The sequence below is a fragment of the Paenibacillus algorifonticola genome (assembly GCF_050481745.1).
Taxonomy (GTDB): Bacteria; Bacillota; Bacilli; order Paenibacillales; family Paenibacillaceae; genus Pristimantibacillus; species Pristimantibacillus algorifonticola_A.
The window spans coordinates 107,905-123,951 of record NZ_JBCNGR010000002.1 but is presented as its reverse complement, the minus strand read 5'-3'; the positions used below and the strand labels follow the sequence as shown (position 1 = coordinate 123,951).

At 46.0% G+C, this 16,047-nt stretch carries 15 protein-coding genes and 1 pseudogene; 6 read left to right on the top strand and 10 right to left on the bottom strand.

From position 1 onward, the window contains the following. Positions 1-9 precede the first annotated feature (9 nt). Entirely contained in the window at positions 10-768 is a 759-nt protein-coding gene (locus ABEW34_RS00845; protein ID WP_430154021.1) for a molybdenum cofactor biosynthesis protein, read from the bottom strand. A 134-nt stretch (positions 769-902) separates the two neighbouring features. Between ABEW34_RS00845 and ABEW34_RS00840 the strand changes: the two genes are divergently transcribed. From ABEW34_RS00840 to yfkAB, 3 genes are all read left to right on the top strand, one after another. Then, positions 903-2,354 carry a bifunctional metallophosphatase/5'-nucleotidase gene (locus tag ABEW34_RS00840; RefSeq protein ID WP_430154019.1) on the top strand — a complete coding sequence of 484 codons (1,452 nt, stop codon included), beginning with the start codon at positions 903-905 and terminating at the stop codon, positions 2,352-2,354. 68 nt (positions 2,355-2,422) lie between these two features. Further along, positions 2,423-3,547, top strand: a complete 1,125-nt coding sequence (locus tag ABEW34_RS00835) for an HD-GYP domain-containing protein (RefSeq protein WP_430154017.1) — start codon at positions 2,423-2,425, stop codon at positions 3,545-3,547. A 133-nt stretch (positions 3,548-3,680) separates the two neighbouring features. Further along, a complete protein-coding gene (yfkAB, locus tag ABEW34_RS00830; protein WP_430154015.1) occupies positions 3,681-4,844 on the top strand; it encodes a radical SAM/CxCxxxxC motif protein YfkAB in 1,164 nt (387 codons plus the stop codon). 1,094 nt (positions 4,845-5,938) lie between these two features. Here yfkAB and ABEW34_RS00825 read toward each other — a convergent pair. Together ABEW34_RS00825 and ABEW34_RS00820 are read right to left on the bottom strand one after the other, a co-directional pair. Next, a complete protein-coding gene (locus tag ABEW34_RS00825; protein ID WP_430154130.1) occupies positions 5,939-6,595 on the bottom strand; it encodes a hypothetical protein in 657 nt (218 codons plus the stop codon). 36 nt (positions 6,596-6,631) lie between these two features. Beyond that, positions 6,632-6,808 (bottom strand): annotated as a pseudogene (locus ABEW34_RS00820) (transposase); the annotation flags it as partial. A gap of 350 nt (positions 6,809-7,158) precedes the next feature. Here ABEW34_RS00820 and ABEW34_RS00815 point away from each other — a divergent pair. Continuing rightward, positions 7,159-7,839 (top strand): HAD family hydrolase, encoded by a 681-nt coding sequence (locus ABEW34_RS00815; protein ID WP_430154013.1) that lies wholly within the window; start codon positions 7,159-7,161, stop codon positions 7,837-7,839. 79 nt (positions 7,840-7,918) lie between these two features. Here ABEW34_RS00815 and ABEW34_RS00810 read toward each other — a convergent pair whose 3' ends face one another. From ABEW34_RS00810 to ABEW34_RS00785, 6 genes are read right to left on the bottom strand one after another with little or no spacing between them, the layout of a single operon-like run. Then, entirely contained in the window at positions 7,919-9,109 is a 1,191-nt protein-coding gene (locus tag ABEW34_RS00810) for a YheC/YheD family protein (RefSeq protein ID WP_430154011.1), read from the bottom strand. Beyond that, on the bottom strand, positions 9,066-9,569 hold the full coding sequence (locus tag ABEW34_RS00805; protein WP_430154009.1) for a GNAT family N-acetyltransferase: 504 nt from the start codon (positions 9,567-9,569) through the stop codon (positions 9,066-9,068). The genes ABEW34_RS00810 and ABEW34_RS00805 overlap by 44 nt, the downstream gene beginning before the upstream one ends. Then, positions 9,569-10,723 (bottom strand): YheC/YheD family protein, encoded by a 1,155-nt coding sequence (locus tag ABEW34_RS00800; protein ID WP_430154007.1) that lies wholly within the window; start codon positions 10,721-10,723, stop codon positions 9,569-9,571. Before ABEW34_RS00800 ends, ABEW34_RS00805 begins: the two co-directional genes overlap by 1 nt. Further along, a complete protein-coding gene (locus tag ABEW34_RS00795; RefSeq protein WP_430154005.1) occupies positions 10,723-12,099 on the bottom strand; it encodes a YheC/YheD family protein in 1,377 nt (458 codons plus the stop codon). Before ABEW34_RS00795 ends, ABEW34_RS00800 begins: the two co-directional genes overlap by 1 nt. Further along, on the bottom strand, positions 12,096-13,283 hold the full coding sequence (locus ABEW34_RS00790) for a YheC/YheD family protein (RefSeq protein WP_430154003.1): 1,188 nt from the start codon (positions 13,281-13,283) through the stop codon (positions 12,096-12,098). The genes ABEW34_RS00795 and ABEW34_RS00790 overlap by 4 nt, the downstream gene beginning before the upstream one ends. 11 nt (positions 13,284-13,294) lie before the next feature. Then, positions 13,295-14,659, bottom strand: a complete 1,365-nt coding sequence (locus ABEW34_RS00785) for a YheC/YheD family protein (RefSeq protein ID WP_430154001.1) — start codon at positions 14,657-14,659, stop codon at positions 13,295-13,297. A gap of 148 nt (positions 14,660-14,807) precedes the next feature. On the opposite strand from ABEW34_RS00785, the gene ABEW34_RS00780 reads away from it, so the two are divergent. After that, positions 14,808-15,143, top strand: a complete 336-nt coding sequence (locus ABEW34_RS00780; RefSeq protein WP_430153999.1) for a YlbF family regulator — start codon at positions 14,808-14,810, stop codon at positions 15,141-15,143. 69 nt (positions 15,144-15,212) lie between these two features. Next, a complete protein-coding gene (locus ABEW34_RS00775; RefSeq protein WP_430153997.1) occupies positions 15,213-15,494 on the top strand; it encodes a hypothetical protein in 282 nt (93 codons plus the stop codon). A 69-nt stretch (positions 15,495-15,563) separates the two neighbouring features. On the opposite strand, the gene ABEW34_RS00770 is transcribed toward ABEW34_RS00775, so the two are convergent. Beyond that, positions 15,564-15,911, bottom strand: a complete 348-nt coding sequence (locus tag ABEW34_RS00770; protein ID WP_046228758.1) for a helix-turn-helix domain-containing protein — start codon at positions 15,909-15,911, stop codon at positions 15,564-15,566. Between the last annotated feature and the right edge of the window lie 136 nt (positions 15,912-16,047).

Below are 16,047 nucleotides of genomic sequence, written 5' to 3'. Positions count from 1 at the left end.
CGGTTTATTTTAGGCTTCATCTTGAGAGGTTGCTAGCGACGTATCAGGATTCCAAGGGCCAAGCTGATGGCCTTTCCATTCTGATCCATCCTCCCAAATTTCTTTTTTCCAGATTGGAACAATTTGCTTCAATCGTTCGATCGCGTACCGGCTGGCGTCATAACAGCTAGCGCGATGCGGCGAGGAAATAGCAATGACTACACTAGTCTCGGCAATGTCGACAATGCCAAGCCGATGTGTAATGGCACACAAAGTTCCTGGCCATTGCTGTTCAAGCTCATCACCGATTTGCTTCATCATTTTAACAGCCATCGGTTCATAAGCTTCATATTCCAAGCGAATGGTACGCTGTCCTTGCGTCCACTCTCGCGTCGTTCCCACAAAAGCAATGGAAGCACCATGCCCCGGAACAATAACTTTGGATAAAACCTCCTCTGTCGTAATTTTCTCATTAGTTAGCATGTACAATTGTTCTAGGGGAGTTTTTTGTTCATCTTCATTAGAGTGTTCAGCTTGTCCTCCCGAAACGGGGGGGAGAAGCGCGAGCTCATCAGTGGCGTTTATGATGCTATCAGCTTGAGCGTAAGCGTGGTTGCAGGCGAGAAAAGAGATGCTTAAAATATCCGCTTGTTCGGGATAGGAAGCGATCAAGTGCTTCTTCAGTTCTGCCACCGTCATATTTTGCTCAGCAGTCTCTATAATAAGAGAACGCACACCGAAGCGCTCTGACAAACCTGCAAATAAATCAATTTTCCATTGCGTAATCATGTTATTTAACCTCACGTAATGATATAGGTGTACTATAACAGCATACCATAATCTATAGAAAAATGTTATGCTAAAGAGACAGCCTAAGATAGTTAGGCGGGCGTTTATAACTTTTAAATTTAGGGGAGGCAGGCATGGATTCCAAACTACGATTAGAGCCAAATATTGTTATTTTACACACCAATGATATTCATAGTCGCTTGGAAAATGCCGCACGAATTGCTTCCTATATAGCTGATCAACGTCGCGTTCACGGTAAGGACAACTTGTTAGTCCTCGATATCGGCGACCATATGGACAGAATGAGAAGTGAAACAGAAGGCAGCGACGGCATGGTAAATATTGCACTGCTAAATGAAGCAGGTTATGATGCGGTAACTATCGGAAATAATGAAGGGCTAACGTATTCAAAGGAAAGACTGGCCGAGTTATATGGCAAACATGCCAAATTTGCCGTTTTAGGGGCGAATATGTTGGATGCGGCAACGAACAAGCAACCGCCGTGGCTGCTGCCTCATATTATTGTAAATAAAGGCCATATAAAAATTGGTTTAATTGGTGTTACGGCAAATTTTACGGATTTTTATGTTTTGCTCGGTTGGAACGCGACGGACCCTTTCGAGGCAATTCAAAAACAAGTGGAGCAATTGCGTAAAGAAGTGGATTTGATCATCGTGTTGTCACATCTTGGGCTGGCGAATGATGAGCGGATAGCGCAAGAATTGACAGGTGTTGACTTGGTATTCGGTGCTCATACTCATCATTTGCTTGAGGAAGCACTGCAAGTAAAACAAACTTCGATTTGTGCAGCTGGGAAATTTGGCGAGCATATTGGGCGTATCGAAATTTCGCTGGGGATTGCTGCTAAACCGCAAGTAAAGGCGGCTTGTATACCGACTGCTGCTTTTGAGGAACACCCGGAAGCTGAAGCCATTATTGCAAAATATAAAGAAGAAGGGCTCGCACGACTCAATCGTACAGTCGCATGTATTGATGAGCCCCTTTCGATGGCAATTTCGGGAGAGTCGCCGCTCGCCAATTTGCTTGCAGCAGGTTTAAAGAGACATACTGCAGCAGAAATCGCGATTGTAAATACCGGACAACTACTAGGTGGCTTGCAGCAGGGAGAAGTGACAGCTGGACAGTTGCATGCGTTATGTCCGTCTCCAATAAACCCTTGCAAAATGCAGCTTACTGGCAGGCATATCAAGGAGGCGCTTGAGCAATCCCTCCTGCCGGAGTATATGGATAAGCGAATTAAAGGTTATGGGTTTCGCGGCGAAGTATTAGGAACACTTGCAGTAGACGGTCTTGAGGTTATTTTTGATTCCGAGCGGCCGCCGCTGGACCGAATCGTTAAGATATTGGTCAATGGGCAAACTCTAATGGAAGAAAAATGGTATAATGTAGCTTCCATTGATATGTTCACGTTCCATATCGGCTATTTGTCATTAGGACAAGGAGTCAATATAGATTATTTTTTACCGGAATTTATTCGGGATGTATTGGCTGAAGCTTTGAAAGAACAGGCTAATATTGTGGATTGCAAGCTGCCTAGGTGGAATAATATAGCATCAACGATATAACATTTTTATTAATTTTATCCGATGTATTAATTAAGAAGAAACCACTCAGTCAAGGAAGGATCGAGAAAATGCGTTTGATGCCTATAACAAAGACTCAGCCCGGCATGCGATTGGCCAAAAAGATTTTCTCACATGATGGTTTAGTGCTGTTAGGGGAAAATGTTGAGCTGACCAGTCGGCTTATTACCCGGCTCAAACAATGTGGAATACAGTATATATATATTCTTGATCCGAAAACCGATGATATTACGATGCCAGAAATTATTCGCGAGGAAACGCTGCTATTTGCCTTGAAGGAAATACGTACAAATTTTCGTGATATGATGGATCGACCAAAGCGTAAAAAAGGCGTTACGTATCCGTATATTGGCCAAACCTTCAAACAAATGATGAATTTGATTATTGATGATTTGTCCGCTCATAAGGATGCAATGATTATGCTAATGAATATGGGAACAGTAGATCATTATTTATATCAGCATTCTTTAAATGTGTGCGTCTACACGACCATTCTTGGCATAGCCTACAATTATTCACATGAAGAACTAATGACTCTCGGGATGGGAGCGCTGCTTCATGATATTGGAAAAACACAAATTCCAATTGATGTCCTTCAAAAGCCTGGAGCTTTAACTCCCGATGAATTCATCATGATGAAAAATCACGCTCGTTTCGGCTTTGAGCTATTAAAGGATGAGCCTAATTTGCCGCTAATTGTGGCTCATTGTGCCTATCAGCATCATGAACGGCTGGATGGCAGTGGATATCCAAGAGGAATCAAAGGCAATGAAATCCATGAGTATGCAAAGTGGATCGGGTTAGTTGATTCATATGACGCAATGACGACTAATCGGATTTACCGCGCCCCGATGCTACCGCATCATGCTATTGAGCTTCTGTATGCAGGAACTGGAACCTTATACGAACAGCATATGGTACAATTATTTCGAGATAAGGTAGCCATTTATCCTATTGGTATTACGGTGAAAATCAATACAGGTGAATCAGGTGTAGTAGTAGACTTTAATCATGCCTATCCGCATCGACCGATTATTCGTATATTAAGCAACGAGGTTGGCGAAGAACTCGCTGTGCCCTATGAAATCGACATGTCCAAGCAGCTAAGCATTATGATTATAAGCGTAAATGATGAACAAAATGATTTGCCTGTACTATCAGCTAAAAATGGGTAATAGCATGAGGAGCCCGCTACTTGGGGCTCTTTTTTCTTTTTCATGTCTATTTTATTGCTTCTTTCGGATTCGAACATTACAATGGTACTAGAAATTATACAATCGAAAGATGCAGAAATCAGGTGTTGATAAAATGAATACATTGAATGCTATAGCAGCAAATCCATTAGCAGTGAGTGGCAACCCCAAGGCTTTGCCGCTGCTAACCCCAGTTAACGACCCATGGGATCCTATTCGTTCCATCCAGAAGTTCGGCAAGCACCAATTGACGAGTGTGGAAATGACGATTTCAAACTTATGTAATATGCGCTGCGAACATTGCGCGGTTGGCGATACGCTAGTTATGTCGGAGCCGGCCAAATTGCCTTTAAAGGATCTGCTCAAACGATTGGATGAGGTTGAACATTTGCAGACGATAAGCATTACTGGCGGAGAGCCCTCCTATTCGGCTAAAACGGTCAAGGAATATATGCTGCCGCTGCTTCAATATGCCAGAGATCGTGGTGTTCGTTCTCAAATCAACTCTAATGTAACTTTACCATTCAGTCGCTACGAGGCGATTATTCCTTATTTGGATGTCATGCACATTTCATTTAACTATACGAATGTGGATGATTTTCACCAAGTAGGTTTTGCTAAAGCCGGACATCAAGTTTCCTACGAGGCTTCGGTTAAGCTTTATGAGCGAATGATTGAGAATGCACGTCTTTTAAGCAAAGCAGGCGTACTAGTATCTGCCGAGTCCATGATTAACTTCCGCACACATGATAAAATCGATGAAATTCACCAACTGATTGTAGAAATGGGCTGCGAGCGTCATGAAGTACATCCTATGTATCCAAGTTCATTTGCTAAAGATTTGCCGGTCATCACTCGTTTGCAAATGCGTCAAGCAATTGAACGGCTATTGGATAACCGCGACCCGTCAGTTTGGATGTTGTTTGGAACGCTGCCTTTTTATCAATGCAGCAATCATACAGAGGAACGAGCACTGCTTAGCCGTCTGGCTGCGGAGCCAAATGTCACAGTGCGCAATGACCCAGATGGACGGAACCGTCTAAACGTCAATTTATTTACAGGAGAAGTATTCGTCACCGACTTTTCAGATGTTCCATCATTTGGAAACATAGCAAGTTCTAAGCTGGATGACTTGTTCACAAAATGGCTGGAACATCCGTTAGCCCAAGACGTAAACTGCTATTGCCCTGCTGCCTCATGTTGTGGCCCCAACTTACTGGTGAAAGATATGTATTACAAAGAAGTAGATTTCCACCAACGCACCGCACGTTTCGATTAAAGCTGCTATTGATAAAAAACGAAAAAAATGACTGACACCCCCTTTGCGTGTGCCAGTCATTTTTGCGTGTTTGCATATAAATATAGGGAATATTAATGTTTGCAAAAGCTCTGATTTCTGGATGATGCCAACACTATGAATTTTGCTTTAGCCCATTATCCCCATAGCTCAGAAAACGCCCGTAAGCCTTTATCCTTATAGAAAATAGAGCGGAGAACATAAATCGGAGAGCATGGAACACAGAGCATGGAACACAGAGCGTGAACACAGAGCATGAACATAGATCGTGAACATGGATCGTGAACACAAAGTCTGAACATAGAACGTGAACATAGAACGTGAACATAGAACGTGAACACAGAACGTGAACACAGAAAGTGAACACAGAGCATGAGCACAGAGCATGAGCATAGAGCATGCACATAGAGCGTGAACATAAAGCGTAGGACACAAAGAGTCTAGAACAAAGCGTAGAACGAAGAGTGCAAACTAAGAATGTGGAACAAATATTGCGAACAAAGCGTGCAAATTAAGAATGTAGAACAAAGTGCGTAAAACATGGAGTGTGAAGATAGAACGTAGAACGTAGAACGTAGAACGTAGAACGTTAGCCCTTTCAAATTAATTGACTACGAAATTTTGTAGGAAAATAGAAATAGCCCGAAGCTCGTGCTTAGGGAGTGACGGACTTGAGGATTGGAAGTGCTACTGAGGAAAGAAACCGATTTGTTTTTTTTAGTGGAGGTGAAAGATGGATGAATTGAACTTGTTGTCATTGTAAACCTTGAATTAATAAAGGGGAATGCTAAAGAATAGTATTAGTGTTGATAAAGAATTAATAGAAAACCTATGCCAAAATCCAATATATTATTGGGTCAGAGAGAGACTGAATAACTAACCTCAAAACATTTATGTATTATTTGATTGCGAGAAAAAACAAATTCAATCTTTTATTGGTGTTACTGTAGTTTCAAAAATTCAAAAACATCGAAAAGGGGCAGCTCTAACAAGGAGGAGTAACTAGTTAGGCTTTGATTCCAATTAATAAAGAGGAAATGATTCATGGGTATAATAATATGAAAAAATTGGAGAGTTCATAGTGCTAGTAGGTTTTTTTTTGAAAATGGTCTGCCCAAGCATAACGATGTAAGTTCCTGCAAGAGAGAATGCGGGTCTAGGTTAGGATGATTCAGAAAAAAGCAAAGGTAGTTCAGATAAGATTGCAAATGGATAGCGCCAATTCCCTTAAAGCAAGCGTTTAATTTAATGATGGAACGTTTATATTGTTGTCTCAAAAATCTTGAATCTGCCATACGGTACAATGGCTGAATAATTATTTCATTAATGTATGATTTGCTAACGTAGTTGCGAGCAAAGGCCGCTACTCCTGAACGTAATAAGCACCTTTCATTCAAATGAGCAGATGGGATAACTTTGAACTTAAAGTGTGAAGTAGAGCAAAAGCTGGCAGAGCAGGCTATAACAATTGAACACTCTTTAGGTGAGTCGTGATTGGATGAATGTTGCTTTCTAGCATATAACTCCACTGCAGCTTTAATAACACCAGATAACTTTTCATGTTCATCGGCTTGGCTTATAAATTGGCGAATTTTGTGGAGCATGCCCCAGGCTGTTTTATAAGTTACATGTAGAGCTATTGCTACTTGAACAGCGTTAATCTGAATTTGGTGCTGGGAGATTAGAAATAACACAAGCAACCATTTGCGCAATGGTGTTCGGCTTTTGTTCATGAGAGTGCCAGCAGTTAGTGTCGTCTGATGACGGCAGGAATAGCATTGATATAAATCAGAGAATCGCGAAGTGATCCTATAGGCTGCATCGTGATTGCAACGAGGGCAGCGAAAACCTTCTGGCCATTTAATACTATATAAAAAAGAATAACATGCTTCGCTATTGGAAAAGCAACTATCGAACTTTGCAATAGACTCAGAAATGGCAGGCATCGCTAACACCTCACTCTAATGGGAACCTATGTTCTTATTTTATCGAAATGATGACAGGAAGTCAATTAGTTAGGATAGTAGATGGAAAAAGTTTTCTGAGCTAAGGGGATAATGCCTGTAAGCAACAAAAACAGCAAAGCCTCTCTAGGACAGAGCCGCTTTCTTGAAAGACTCTAAATTTGAAATATAACCATTACTTGATGCGGCGTTAAAGCTTTTTTATAAGGTTTTAGAATGAGCTAGTGGTGTGTGGGGGGAGGCATTAGAGTATGGGCTTAACGCGTTAGTGGTTGCGGGGGCTCAGCATAATTAGTATGATAAGGACACATAATTCGAGGAGGCACCTACATATGGCTGGAGAGAAATGGACGAAGCCGGAAGCGGTTATTTTTGATATGGATGGAACGTTGTTTGAGACGGATACTCTATTAGTATCTGTTCACGAGAGGTTGTTTCAAACGCTGCGTGAAGAAGGTCTGTATAATCAGCCAACACCGCCTATTGAGCGGCTGCTCAGCTGCCTTGGCATGTTGCTGGAAGATATTTGGCGTAAAGTTATGCCTGACGCCTCAGACGCGGCTCATAGACGCGCTGACGAGCTGATGCTGCGTTATGAGCTGGATCAGCTGGAAGCAGGGGAAGGCAGATTGTATCCTCAAGCGGTAGAAATGCTGAAAAAGCTTAAGGAGCATGGCATCAAACTGTTCGTAGCTAGCAACGGACTGGAAGAATATGTACGTGGTGTGGCTCGCTACAAGGGCATTTACGATTTGTTTGACGGCTTGTATAGTGCAGGGGAATACCAAACGGCGACGAAAGTAGATTTGGTTGCTCAATTGTTGAAAGATCATTCAATTGCATCGGCATGGATGGTTGGGGATCGCTCTTCTGATGTGGAGGCGGGAAAAGCAAACGGGCTTAAAGTAATTGGCTGCGCTTATGCAAGCTATGGACGAGATACCGAACTTGTGGGAGCAGATGTGCTGATTGCCAAGTTGCCGGATATCGTTGAGCTGTTGGCTGAGGCTTAAACGAAGTGAAATAATAAGAACCTGGATATGGCGTCACGTAGATGACGTCACACAGCCAGGTTCTTTTTTATGTGAATCATTAGGCGGAATCGGTCGAGGATTTGCTTAGGCCATTTATGTGGGTCAAGCTGCTACTGTTGTTGGTATTGGTAATGGTATCTTTGGCTTTTCCATTTTTTTTCTGCCGATATAGCCATAGAGCGTATTCTAAAGGTTTAATAATCGCCTGGTTATAAGCCTCTTTCTCGCCCGCTTGGGCGAATACTTCCCTTGCTGGTTTGGGATTGACTTCAAGCAGCCAGATTTGGCCCTTGCGGTCAATAGCCAGATCTAGAGCAAGCTCACAAAGCCGTCCATAAACCTGCTCGAGATGTTTGGCGACGTTAATGCTGAATTGCTCGGCGTCCGCCTCGATATCTTTAACGAGTGAGTCATCGCTTACCCATTGCTGCAGCAGTTTATTCATGGGGACAGCGTGGCCGCCTCCGTGAAGGTTGGAGGTTACGCTGCCGAGAGGCCCTACTCTGCCCGCGCAGCCTGTTACGCTCCAAGCGCCTTCCCCGTTTTTTTGGACGAGCATCCGGTAATCATGCACGCGTCCGCTCGGAAGCTTGAGGTGGATGCCCTGCTGGGCTATATAACGGGTACCTTTTAAATCCCATGAGGATAAATAGCTGCTTAAGGAGGCGGCGTTTATTTTTTGCGGGCTAATAATTCGTCTTGCTTGATCGCGGCCTTGAATGAGAAGGCTTCCGCTTTGTTTCCGCTCGATACGCAAAATGCCTCTGCCACCTGTGCCGTTAATCGGTTTAAGGTAAATAAGCGGATGCTTGCGCAGCATCTCGGATACGACTTGGGCATTTTCTGCAATGCGTGCTGCAGGAAGATAGCTTTTAAATCGGGAGTCCTTTATCAATGTACGATGTATCGTCCATTTGTTGCGAAGCGGGCGGTTGAGGAAGTTGAGATGGCTATAACGGGATCGGAATTGCAGCAGCTGATCGAACCGATAAGTACGTTGAATGCGGCAGCGGTCAAAAATCATGTGAGGAAATGAGGTCCATTTTCGCGACCATTTTTTGGATGTTTCATTATAAATTAACGCATGAATGCGATTTTGTTTGTAGTTTACGTCTTGAGGGGTGAAAATAATAATGTCGAGTCCCAGTTTGTGGCCAGCAATTGTCATTTTACGGTAAATATCCCGTTCTTCAAGCATACCGTTCTCATTGAGGTATAACGTCAATATTCCGAGTACAGGCTGCGTCATTAGAAGTTCTCCTTTCAAAACGGAGCGTCGGCTTGCCGGTCGGTCCGGTGAACATAGATACCGCACTCATTCCAAGGCGGAAGCACAGTGCCATGCTCGGAATGTTGTCAACCGCAACATGACAGGTTAATTGGCCCAATTTGTTAATTAGACTCCGAGCGACAGCCGTTCCGACGCCAAGCTCTCGGGCTTCTGGATGGACGACGAAAAAGCATTCCTGCTTGCCGCCATTTGTTGCGAAGCCCACGCCAAGTAAACGTGAGCCTTGCCTAGCGATTGAAACGGCCGCCTCGGAATATGCAGCTTCAACTGATGGGCCGAGCTGGGCAGAATTCAAGGAGCGAAAGGCTTGAATGGAGGCAACTGTCAATCTCTTATCACCATACTGAACAGCAAAATCAGCCAGTCGATTGCGATTGCTGTTCCATTGTTTCGGAGTGAGCAGCTGCACTTCCATCATTATACGCCTCCTGCCTTGCCTGCTTTTTTATTTGTTAAATATAAGCCGTATTGAAAAATACGCTCCAGTGATTTTTGACGGATATGAGGTTCATCGAATTTCATTGGCTTGGAGTTGGCTTCGAAAAACCAAACGCTGCCCAAGCTGTCTATTCCTAGGTCCATCGACATCTCACCTAGCGTTTGCCCGGAGGCGCGCTCGATCTGCCTCGCAATCAGCAAGGCGGTGCGTTTAGCTTTTAGAAGTATTCTACGCGCCTGCTCTGCATTAAAAGAACTAATGAGCAGCTTCTCCGGATCTTCAATCATTCCGCCGCGAGGCACATGAGTCGTAATGCTGGAGGAGCCGGCGACCCTTGCGCCGATTCCTGTCATTTCCCATCTGCCATGCCCGTTCTTCTGTACAAGGGCACGGAGGTCGAAGCGGCGGTCATTAAAGGAAGCAAGCTGGATACCCTGCTGAGCGATATAGGCCTCGCCTGCGCTTTGCTTTTGGATGCGGCTCCACAGCTTCGTTATCGTGGCGCAATTATAGGTAGCACTTTTGCGCTCCTCCTGGATTTTTAAACGATAGGGCAGCTGCTTCTCGGCTTTAAGGGTAATCGTCATAATGCCTTTGCCTGCTTTGCCGCTCTCTGGCTTCAAATATAAAAAGGAATGTTTCTGCATCATTTTGCCCAGCCCGTTGAGGGACATTAACTTGCGAGTCAAAGGGATGTAGGGCTTAGTCGTTTTGGATTGGCGAAGCCACTCGAATAAATGCCACTTGTTGAAAAAAAAGGGGTTGAATAATGTAACTCTGGGATCTTTAATGCAAGCATTGATTTTGTTTTTGACGGCTGGCAGCAGCTCATCCTCCCGTTGAGGAATGCGATTATAAATGATGTCCGGAAAAGGGAGAAGGCGCTGCTGCCATATTTCCTGCTGTTCGTCAAATATGAAGCCCTTCAGACTGGTCCGGCTTAAATATAGATTTTTGGCAGTAAGCACGTAAACGATAAAGCCCTGATCCCGGCCTACACGGATTAAATCAGCAAAATTGCTGCGGTTGCCGCGAAATAGCTGAATATCATCCTCTATAGTCAAAATAGCGAGTACGGGCCTTCCGGCCCGGATCTCTGCTGTTGATTCCTGTTCTTTAACCAGCTGCTCCATCAGCTGTCACCCCCTTGGAACTTGCTGAGGTACAGGCAATGTTCGATAATATAATCCAGTGAGGCACGACCTTCCGATTTTAAGGAAGGATGCTTGAAAATCGAACGACCGGGTTTGGCATTAGCTTCAAACATCCATATCTCGCTATTTTTATCGATACCGATATCAAGTCCCAGTTCGCCAAGACGGTGCGGATAGTTGCGTTCAATGGCTTCTGAAAGGTTGATGGCTACCTGCTTCGCTTTGTCCAGCACATCGGCAGCCCCGCTGCCGAAGGTCCGGCTTAGCGCCTGCTGCGGCGTCATGAGGGAGCCACCGTTTTTGACGTGGGTAGTGACGCTGCCTCGCCCGGCTTTTTTTGCGCCAATTCCTGCGGGCACCCATTCGTTCTGGCCGTTTTTATGCATATGAAAACGGAAGTCAAGCGGACAGCCGTCAATTTCGGCGAGCCGTATTCCCTGTTGGACGACATAGTTATTTAACGAGCTGCCGTGGCGCGCATGCAGCATGCGGATCATGCTCTGGAAGTTCGTAAAGCGCAGCAGCACATTTTGATTCCCTTTACGGTACCTTGCAAAATAGCCCCGCTTAGGGTGGTAGGTCAAGCGATAGATGCCGATGCCGAGGCTTCCGGCTGTAGGCTTGAAATATAAGAATTGATGCTCTTCCAGCATCTCCTTGATTTTTTCCGGGGTAGGGCCCGACACTGATTCAGGCAAATGCTGCAGGGCCTCTGGGTCTTTATCGAGCAGCTTGTAGACATCCGATTTATTGAAGAAGCTCCAATTGAAAAACGGGATTTTCTTCCTTACAAACCGCTCACGCAGCGAACTGATCATAGCCGAGGTTTCCGCTTTGCGGCTGGGAAGCCGATTGTAGACAACGTCAGGAAGCGGAACCGTTTTGCGATACCAGCTGCCCTGGGCCGTCAAAAAGTAGCCATTGACGGTTTCCTGCTGCCAGTTGATGTCGTTTGGCGTAAAGCCGAACAAATATGCTTTGCTCTCTCCAGATCGGATGACTTGCTTAATGAAGCCGGTTCTTGCGCCAAATGGCGCACTATCGGAGGAAGGGAATCCAGTATCGCTTAAGATACCGACCAATGGCCCCAGCTGAATTTCATTATTTCCGGATTGAAGCAGATAAATATTGCCAGTCTTCGGTACTTTAATAGACTGGCGGACGCCCGCCGATAAATACAGATGGTTGCCTTGGCGCTTGACTGGGCGGATGGCAGCCGTAATAACTTCTCTGCCTAGCTTGAGGTGCATCGTTTTTTTGCCTGACAGCTTCAGTTCTTTAAGAAGCGGATTGGACAGATAGACGACTCGATCGGTTTGTTGGGAAAAGTGTACGTTGCAAGTTGTCAAACTCATGGAAGAACCTCCTGAACGTTGTCATACCGAGAACGGTCTAATTCGGGTGATGGAGTAATTAACGGCGTATGGAGACGGCGGGCCAGCATTTGGGCATAGCCTATTGGCCGCTCAAGAGATTGTGCAGCACATCTCTCAAGGCCAAGTCGCCTAAACGCCGATCTTCCTGGTCTGGAGTTCGCTTCCAGAAGCCATAATCGTCTGCCCTGCTCAATGCCAAAATCAAGTCCAAGCTCAGCTAGTCTGCCGAAACGCTGTTCAAGCTGCTCGGCTGCATACAGGCTTATTTCGTGAATTTGCTTCAATAAAAGATCATTTATGGCTTCACCGTATTCCGCTATAAGCAGTTCCTTTGCAGACCTGACCCCGCCTCCTCCGTGGAGGTTGGAGGTGATCGAGCCGCTCTGTCCGCAGCGGGCTGCAAGGCCTGTTACTTGCCAGCGTCCATACGCATCTTTCTGTACCAAAGTCCTTATATCAAAAGGTTCGCCTGTTTTTAGCTGGAGCTGCAAATATGGCTGAATAATGTAGCTGGCATTTCCGATAAACCGGGCTAGCCATTGCTCCAGCGCTTTCAAGCTGAGGAGCTGCTTTTGAAAAGGCAGATTGCTTTTGCTGCGCCCTGAGACGGTCCAATATCCTTCGGTATGCCGCCTGAGCAGCAAGGCGCCTTTGCCCTGCATGCCGGAAGCGGGCTTGAGAAACAGCCCGGCGCCTGGAGCTGAAAGGCGGGCGCGCAGCATAGCGCATTGGCTATAACGCTGGGTAGCCGGCAGAAGCGGCTGGATGCGTTCATCGCTCGCCAGCGCTTCGTAAACCTCCCATTTGGATGGGAGGATGCCGTTCAAAATGATATGCGGCTTGCAAGCTGCAATAGCTTGCAGGGCACTGCGACAAGCAAGCTGCTCTTCCATGCTTTTGCAGAAGCGCCGATCGTAAATAATATCGGGCAGCTTGCAGATGCCCTTCTCCCATCGCTGATTCAGATAGCGATAGCCCTGAAGCTGGCCATTATCTTCGTTAAATTCGCATGGAGAAAAGACGTAAAAATCAATCTGTTTCCTTCTAGCGGTTTCCGCAAGCTGCTTGTAAAAGGCGGGCTCTGGAAGCCGCGGGTCCTCCTGCGTGGCATGCATCTCAATGGAAGCAACATATAATCCGATCGTCATGCCTTCTGCTGTCATAGGCGCCTCCGCTAGAAGCCCGATAAAAATCGGGAATATTGAATAACCATGCGAACTGAGGGACGAATTTTATTGTCATTCAGCGGCGTATTGTCATTTTTGGAAGGCTTGGAGTTGACCTCCAGCAGCCATACCCTACCGCTCGTATCAATAGCCAGATCGATGCCAAGCTCACCGAAGTGGGCGGGAATATGCGTCTCAATTCCTTTGGCAATGAGGAGCGCTGCATGCTGCAGCCTGCTCGAAGCATCCGCTCGGCCGCTCGTCAAGTTGGATTTGGAAATGGCCTCGCTAACGGTACTTAATGTGCCGCCCCGCGCGAGGTTGGAAACAAAATGCTGTCCGCCAGCTGTCCGGGCTACAATCGAAGTGATTTTCCATTTTCCGCTGACATTTTTCTGTACGAGCGCCCGGAAATCGACGGGACGCTTCTGGATTTCAATCAGCTGGAGGCCTTGCTGCACCTGGTAGCGGACGGTTTTCATTTTTGCAGAGATGGCGGAATAGACTTTGAGCTGGCTGGGATAAAGCTGCTTGCGCGAGCCTGTCGTTGTCGTAAATTGGGCCTGGTAGCCGCCCGTTTCAGTTTTTGATACTCGAATGATCCCTTTGCCAAGACTTCCTCTAACAGGCTTCAAAAAGATGTTGGAGTGTTTGCTGCACATGGACTTAAAGGTGGCAAAGCTGCGCATTGAATAAGACTCTGGCAAATAGCGAAGGGCGGATTCGTCCTTCTTGAGCGCTTCGAAAACCTCCGTTTTATCGAGAAACTTTTCATTGAAAACAGTGGTCTGAAACCTGGATTTTACTTCTTTGAAAAAATGTTGTACGCTGGGTTTGTTCTCTAGTTTTCGGGAAGTTAGTCGATTGTTAATGACATTTGGAATGGGAAGCGACGCTCTTTGCCAGCCGCCCGCATAGATCCAGCCTTCCACGGTTTGCTGCCCGCCAGATAATTGTACGGGTGTAAAAAAACACACATGCCCGCCCTGTGCAGCGCAGCCGTCAACCAACTCCTTGCAGAACATGGTGATCGAGCCGAACGGCTTATCTGGCGTCCCTGGATAATCCCTGCTGATCAGAATACCGATAAGCGGGCCGAGTGAAAGCGTCGCTGATCCGGATTTATAGTTGATTCTTAAGGCAGCGCCATTCGAAATGCCCATCTTGCGTGCAAGGCTTTGGCTAATTCGAATACCGTCATAACGTGTGACGGGTAATACTTTGACATGTTGCTTAAGTGAGCCGAAGGTCATCGTTACAGGCTGGCCCTGAGGGATCTTCCACTGTTTCATATAGGCTTCGCCCAACATGAGCGTATCCTCGGCGAGCATGCCTGAGCTGATAACCTGGACGGCTACTTTCGATTTGAGCATCGTAAATCTCCTTCCAAGCAGGAGGATTCCGGCAAGCGGGTAACAGCCGCTGGGTGTTTTGCACGAATTAATTCATCATATGAGGACATCTATCCCTTGGTGATTAGATACTAACAGCTGTTCACGCAAATAATGGAGGGGAAAAGCCATGAATGTTTACGACAAAACATATGAACTGGCCAAAGCGCTAAAGGACAGCGAGGAAGCGCGTTTGCTCAAAGAAGCAAAGCGGGCTGCAGATGCTGATCCAGATGCAAAGCGGATGCTTGATGATTTTCGCGAGCGCCAAAACGAGCTTCAGCAGAAAATGATGGCGGGCGAGGAGCCTTCCGCTGTCGATATGGATACGCTGAACAAGCTGTATGAGGTCATTTCGCTAAATCCGCTCATCAGCGGCTTGATGGAGGCTGAGCGCCGCTTCTCCATCGTTTTTGAGGACATAAACCGCATTATGTCCGATGTGCTAAAATCCATCGTTGATTAACGCCGGCGGTCATATCCCTCGTCCTTGCTTCATATAATGTGAGGAGTGCTACCAGAGGAGCTGAGGGATATGAGAAAAGGCAGGAGCCGTCATGTATTATATTTGCTAGCTGCGGTAGCGATGCTAGTCTATGGGGTGCCCAGACTGGATTTGGGCGCTCCTTGGAGCGGGACAAGCTTATTTAGCATCGTCTGGCTGGTGTTCTCGCTTGTCATTGTAGCGGCGCAAATCGATGCGCTGATGCAAGGCGAAGCAAGGAGGCAGCAGATGCAGCGCATTAAACGGGCTAAAAGCCGGGCGCTGGAGCGCAAGCTTCAGCAGGTTGTTGCCAGGCGGCGCGCGCGGGGCTAGCTAGTAAAAGCGAAACAAAAACAAATAAGGCCCAGCGATGGTCGCTGAGCCTTATTTGTTTTTCATACCTTAATCCAATTCTTTGAACTGGACGAGCTGCTTTACGAATTTGTAAACCGCTTCTTGTTCTTTGACGGTTAGTCCATGTAATTGATGGGCGATTTTGTCGGCGTAACTATTGTCTTCTGGGCTTGTCTGCTGCGAAGCATCCAAATGAACAAGCTGTTCCAGCGGAGAGTCGAGCGCTGCGGCAATTTTGCCGAGAACATCGACGGTAGGACTTTTCTCTCCTCGCTCGACTTGCCCCATATACGAAGCATTAATGTCCGCTCTGAGCGCCAGCTGCTCCTGGCTAAGGCCCCTCATTTTGCGCAGTGTGCGGATGTTATCTCCTATGTATCGGGCAAATTTACTCAAATTGTTCACCTCAGCCTAAAGATAGAGCTTTAGATGCCAACCAACAACGTTCTATAGAACCTATTAAATATAATGACTAAAGTCATTGACGGAAATACCTGACTTTATTATAATTATGTAAAATGGTCCTTATTAA

Excerpts from the sequence above, each read along its gene's own strand:
- ABEW34_RS00845 (WP_430154021.1), bottom strand. The coding sequence starts at position 768 with ATGATTACGCAATGGAAAATTGATTTATTTGCAGGTTTGTCAGAGCGC.
- ABEW34_RS00840 (WP_430154019.1), top strand. The coding sequence starts at position 903 with ATGGATTCCAAACTACGATTAGAGCCAAATATTGTTATTTTACACACC.
- ABEW34_RS00835 (WP_430154017.1), top strand. The coding sequence starts at position 2,423 with ATGCGTTTGATGCCTATAACAAAGACTCAGCCCGGCATGCGATTGGCC.
- yfkAB (WP_430154015.1), top strand. The coding sequence starts at position 3,681 with ATGAATACATTGAATGCTATAGCAGCAAATCCATTAGCAGTGAGTGGC.
- ABEW34_RS00825 (WP_430154130.1), bottom strand. The coding sequence starts at position 6,595 with ATGAACAAAAGCCGAACACCATTGCGCAAATGGTTGCTTGTGTTATTT.
- ABEW34_RS00815 (WP_430154013.1), top strand. The coding sequence starts at position 7,159 with ATGGCTGGAGAGAAATGGACGAAGCCGGAAGCGGTTATTTTTGATATG.
- ABEW34_RS00810 (WP_430154011.1), bottom strand. The coding sequence starts at position 9,109 with ATGACGCAGCCTGTACTCGGAATATTGACGTTATACCTCAATGAGAAC.
- ABEW34_RS00805 (WP_430154009.1), bottom strand. The coding sequence starts at position 9,569 with ATGATGGAAGTGCAGCTGCTCACTCCGAAACAATGGAACAGCAATCGC.
- ABEW34_RS00800 (WP_430154007.1), bottom strand. The coding sequence starts at position 10,723 with ATGGAGCAGCTGGTTAAAGAACAGGAATCAACAGCAGAGATCCGGGCC.
- ABEW34_RS00795 (WP_430154005.1), bottom strand. The coding sequence starts at position 12,099 with ATGAGTTTGACAACTTGCAACGTACACTTTTCCCAACAAACCGATCGA.
- ABEW34_RS00790 (WP_430154003.1), bottom strand. The coding sequence starts at position 13,283 with ATGACAGCAGAAGGCATGACGATCGGATTATATGTTGCTTCCATTGAG.
- ABEW34_RS00785 (WP_430154001.1), bottom strand. The coding sequence starts at position 14,659 with ATGCTCAAATCGAAAGTAGCCGTCCAGGTTATCAGCTCAGGCATGCTC.
- ABEW34_RS00780 (WP_430153999.1), top strand. The coding sequence starts at position 14,808 with ATGAATGTTTACGACAAAACATATGAACTGGCCAAAGCGCTAAAGGAC.
- ABEW34_RS00775 (WP_430153997.1), top strand. The coding sequence starts at position 15,213 with ATGAGAAAAGGCAGGAGCCGTCATGTATTATATTTGCTAGCTGCGGTA.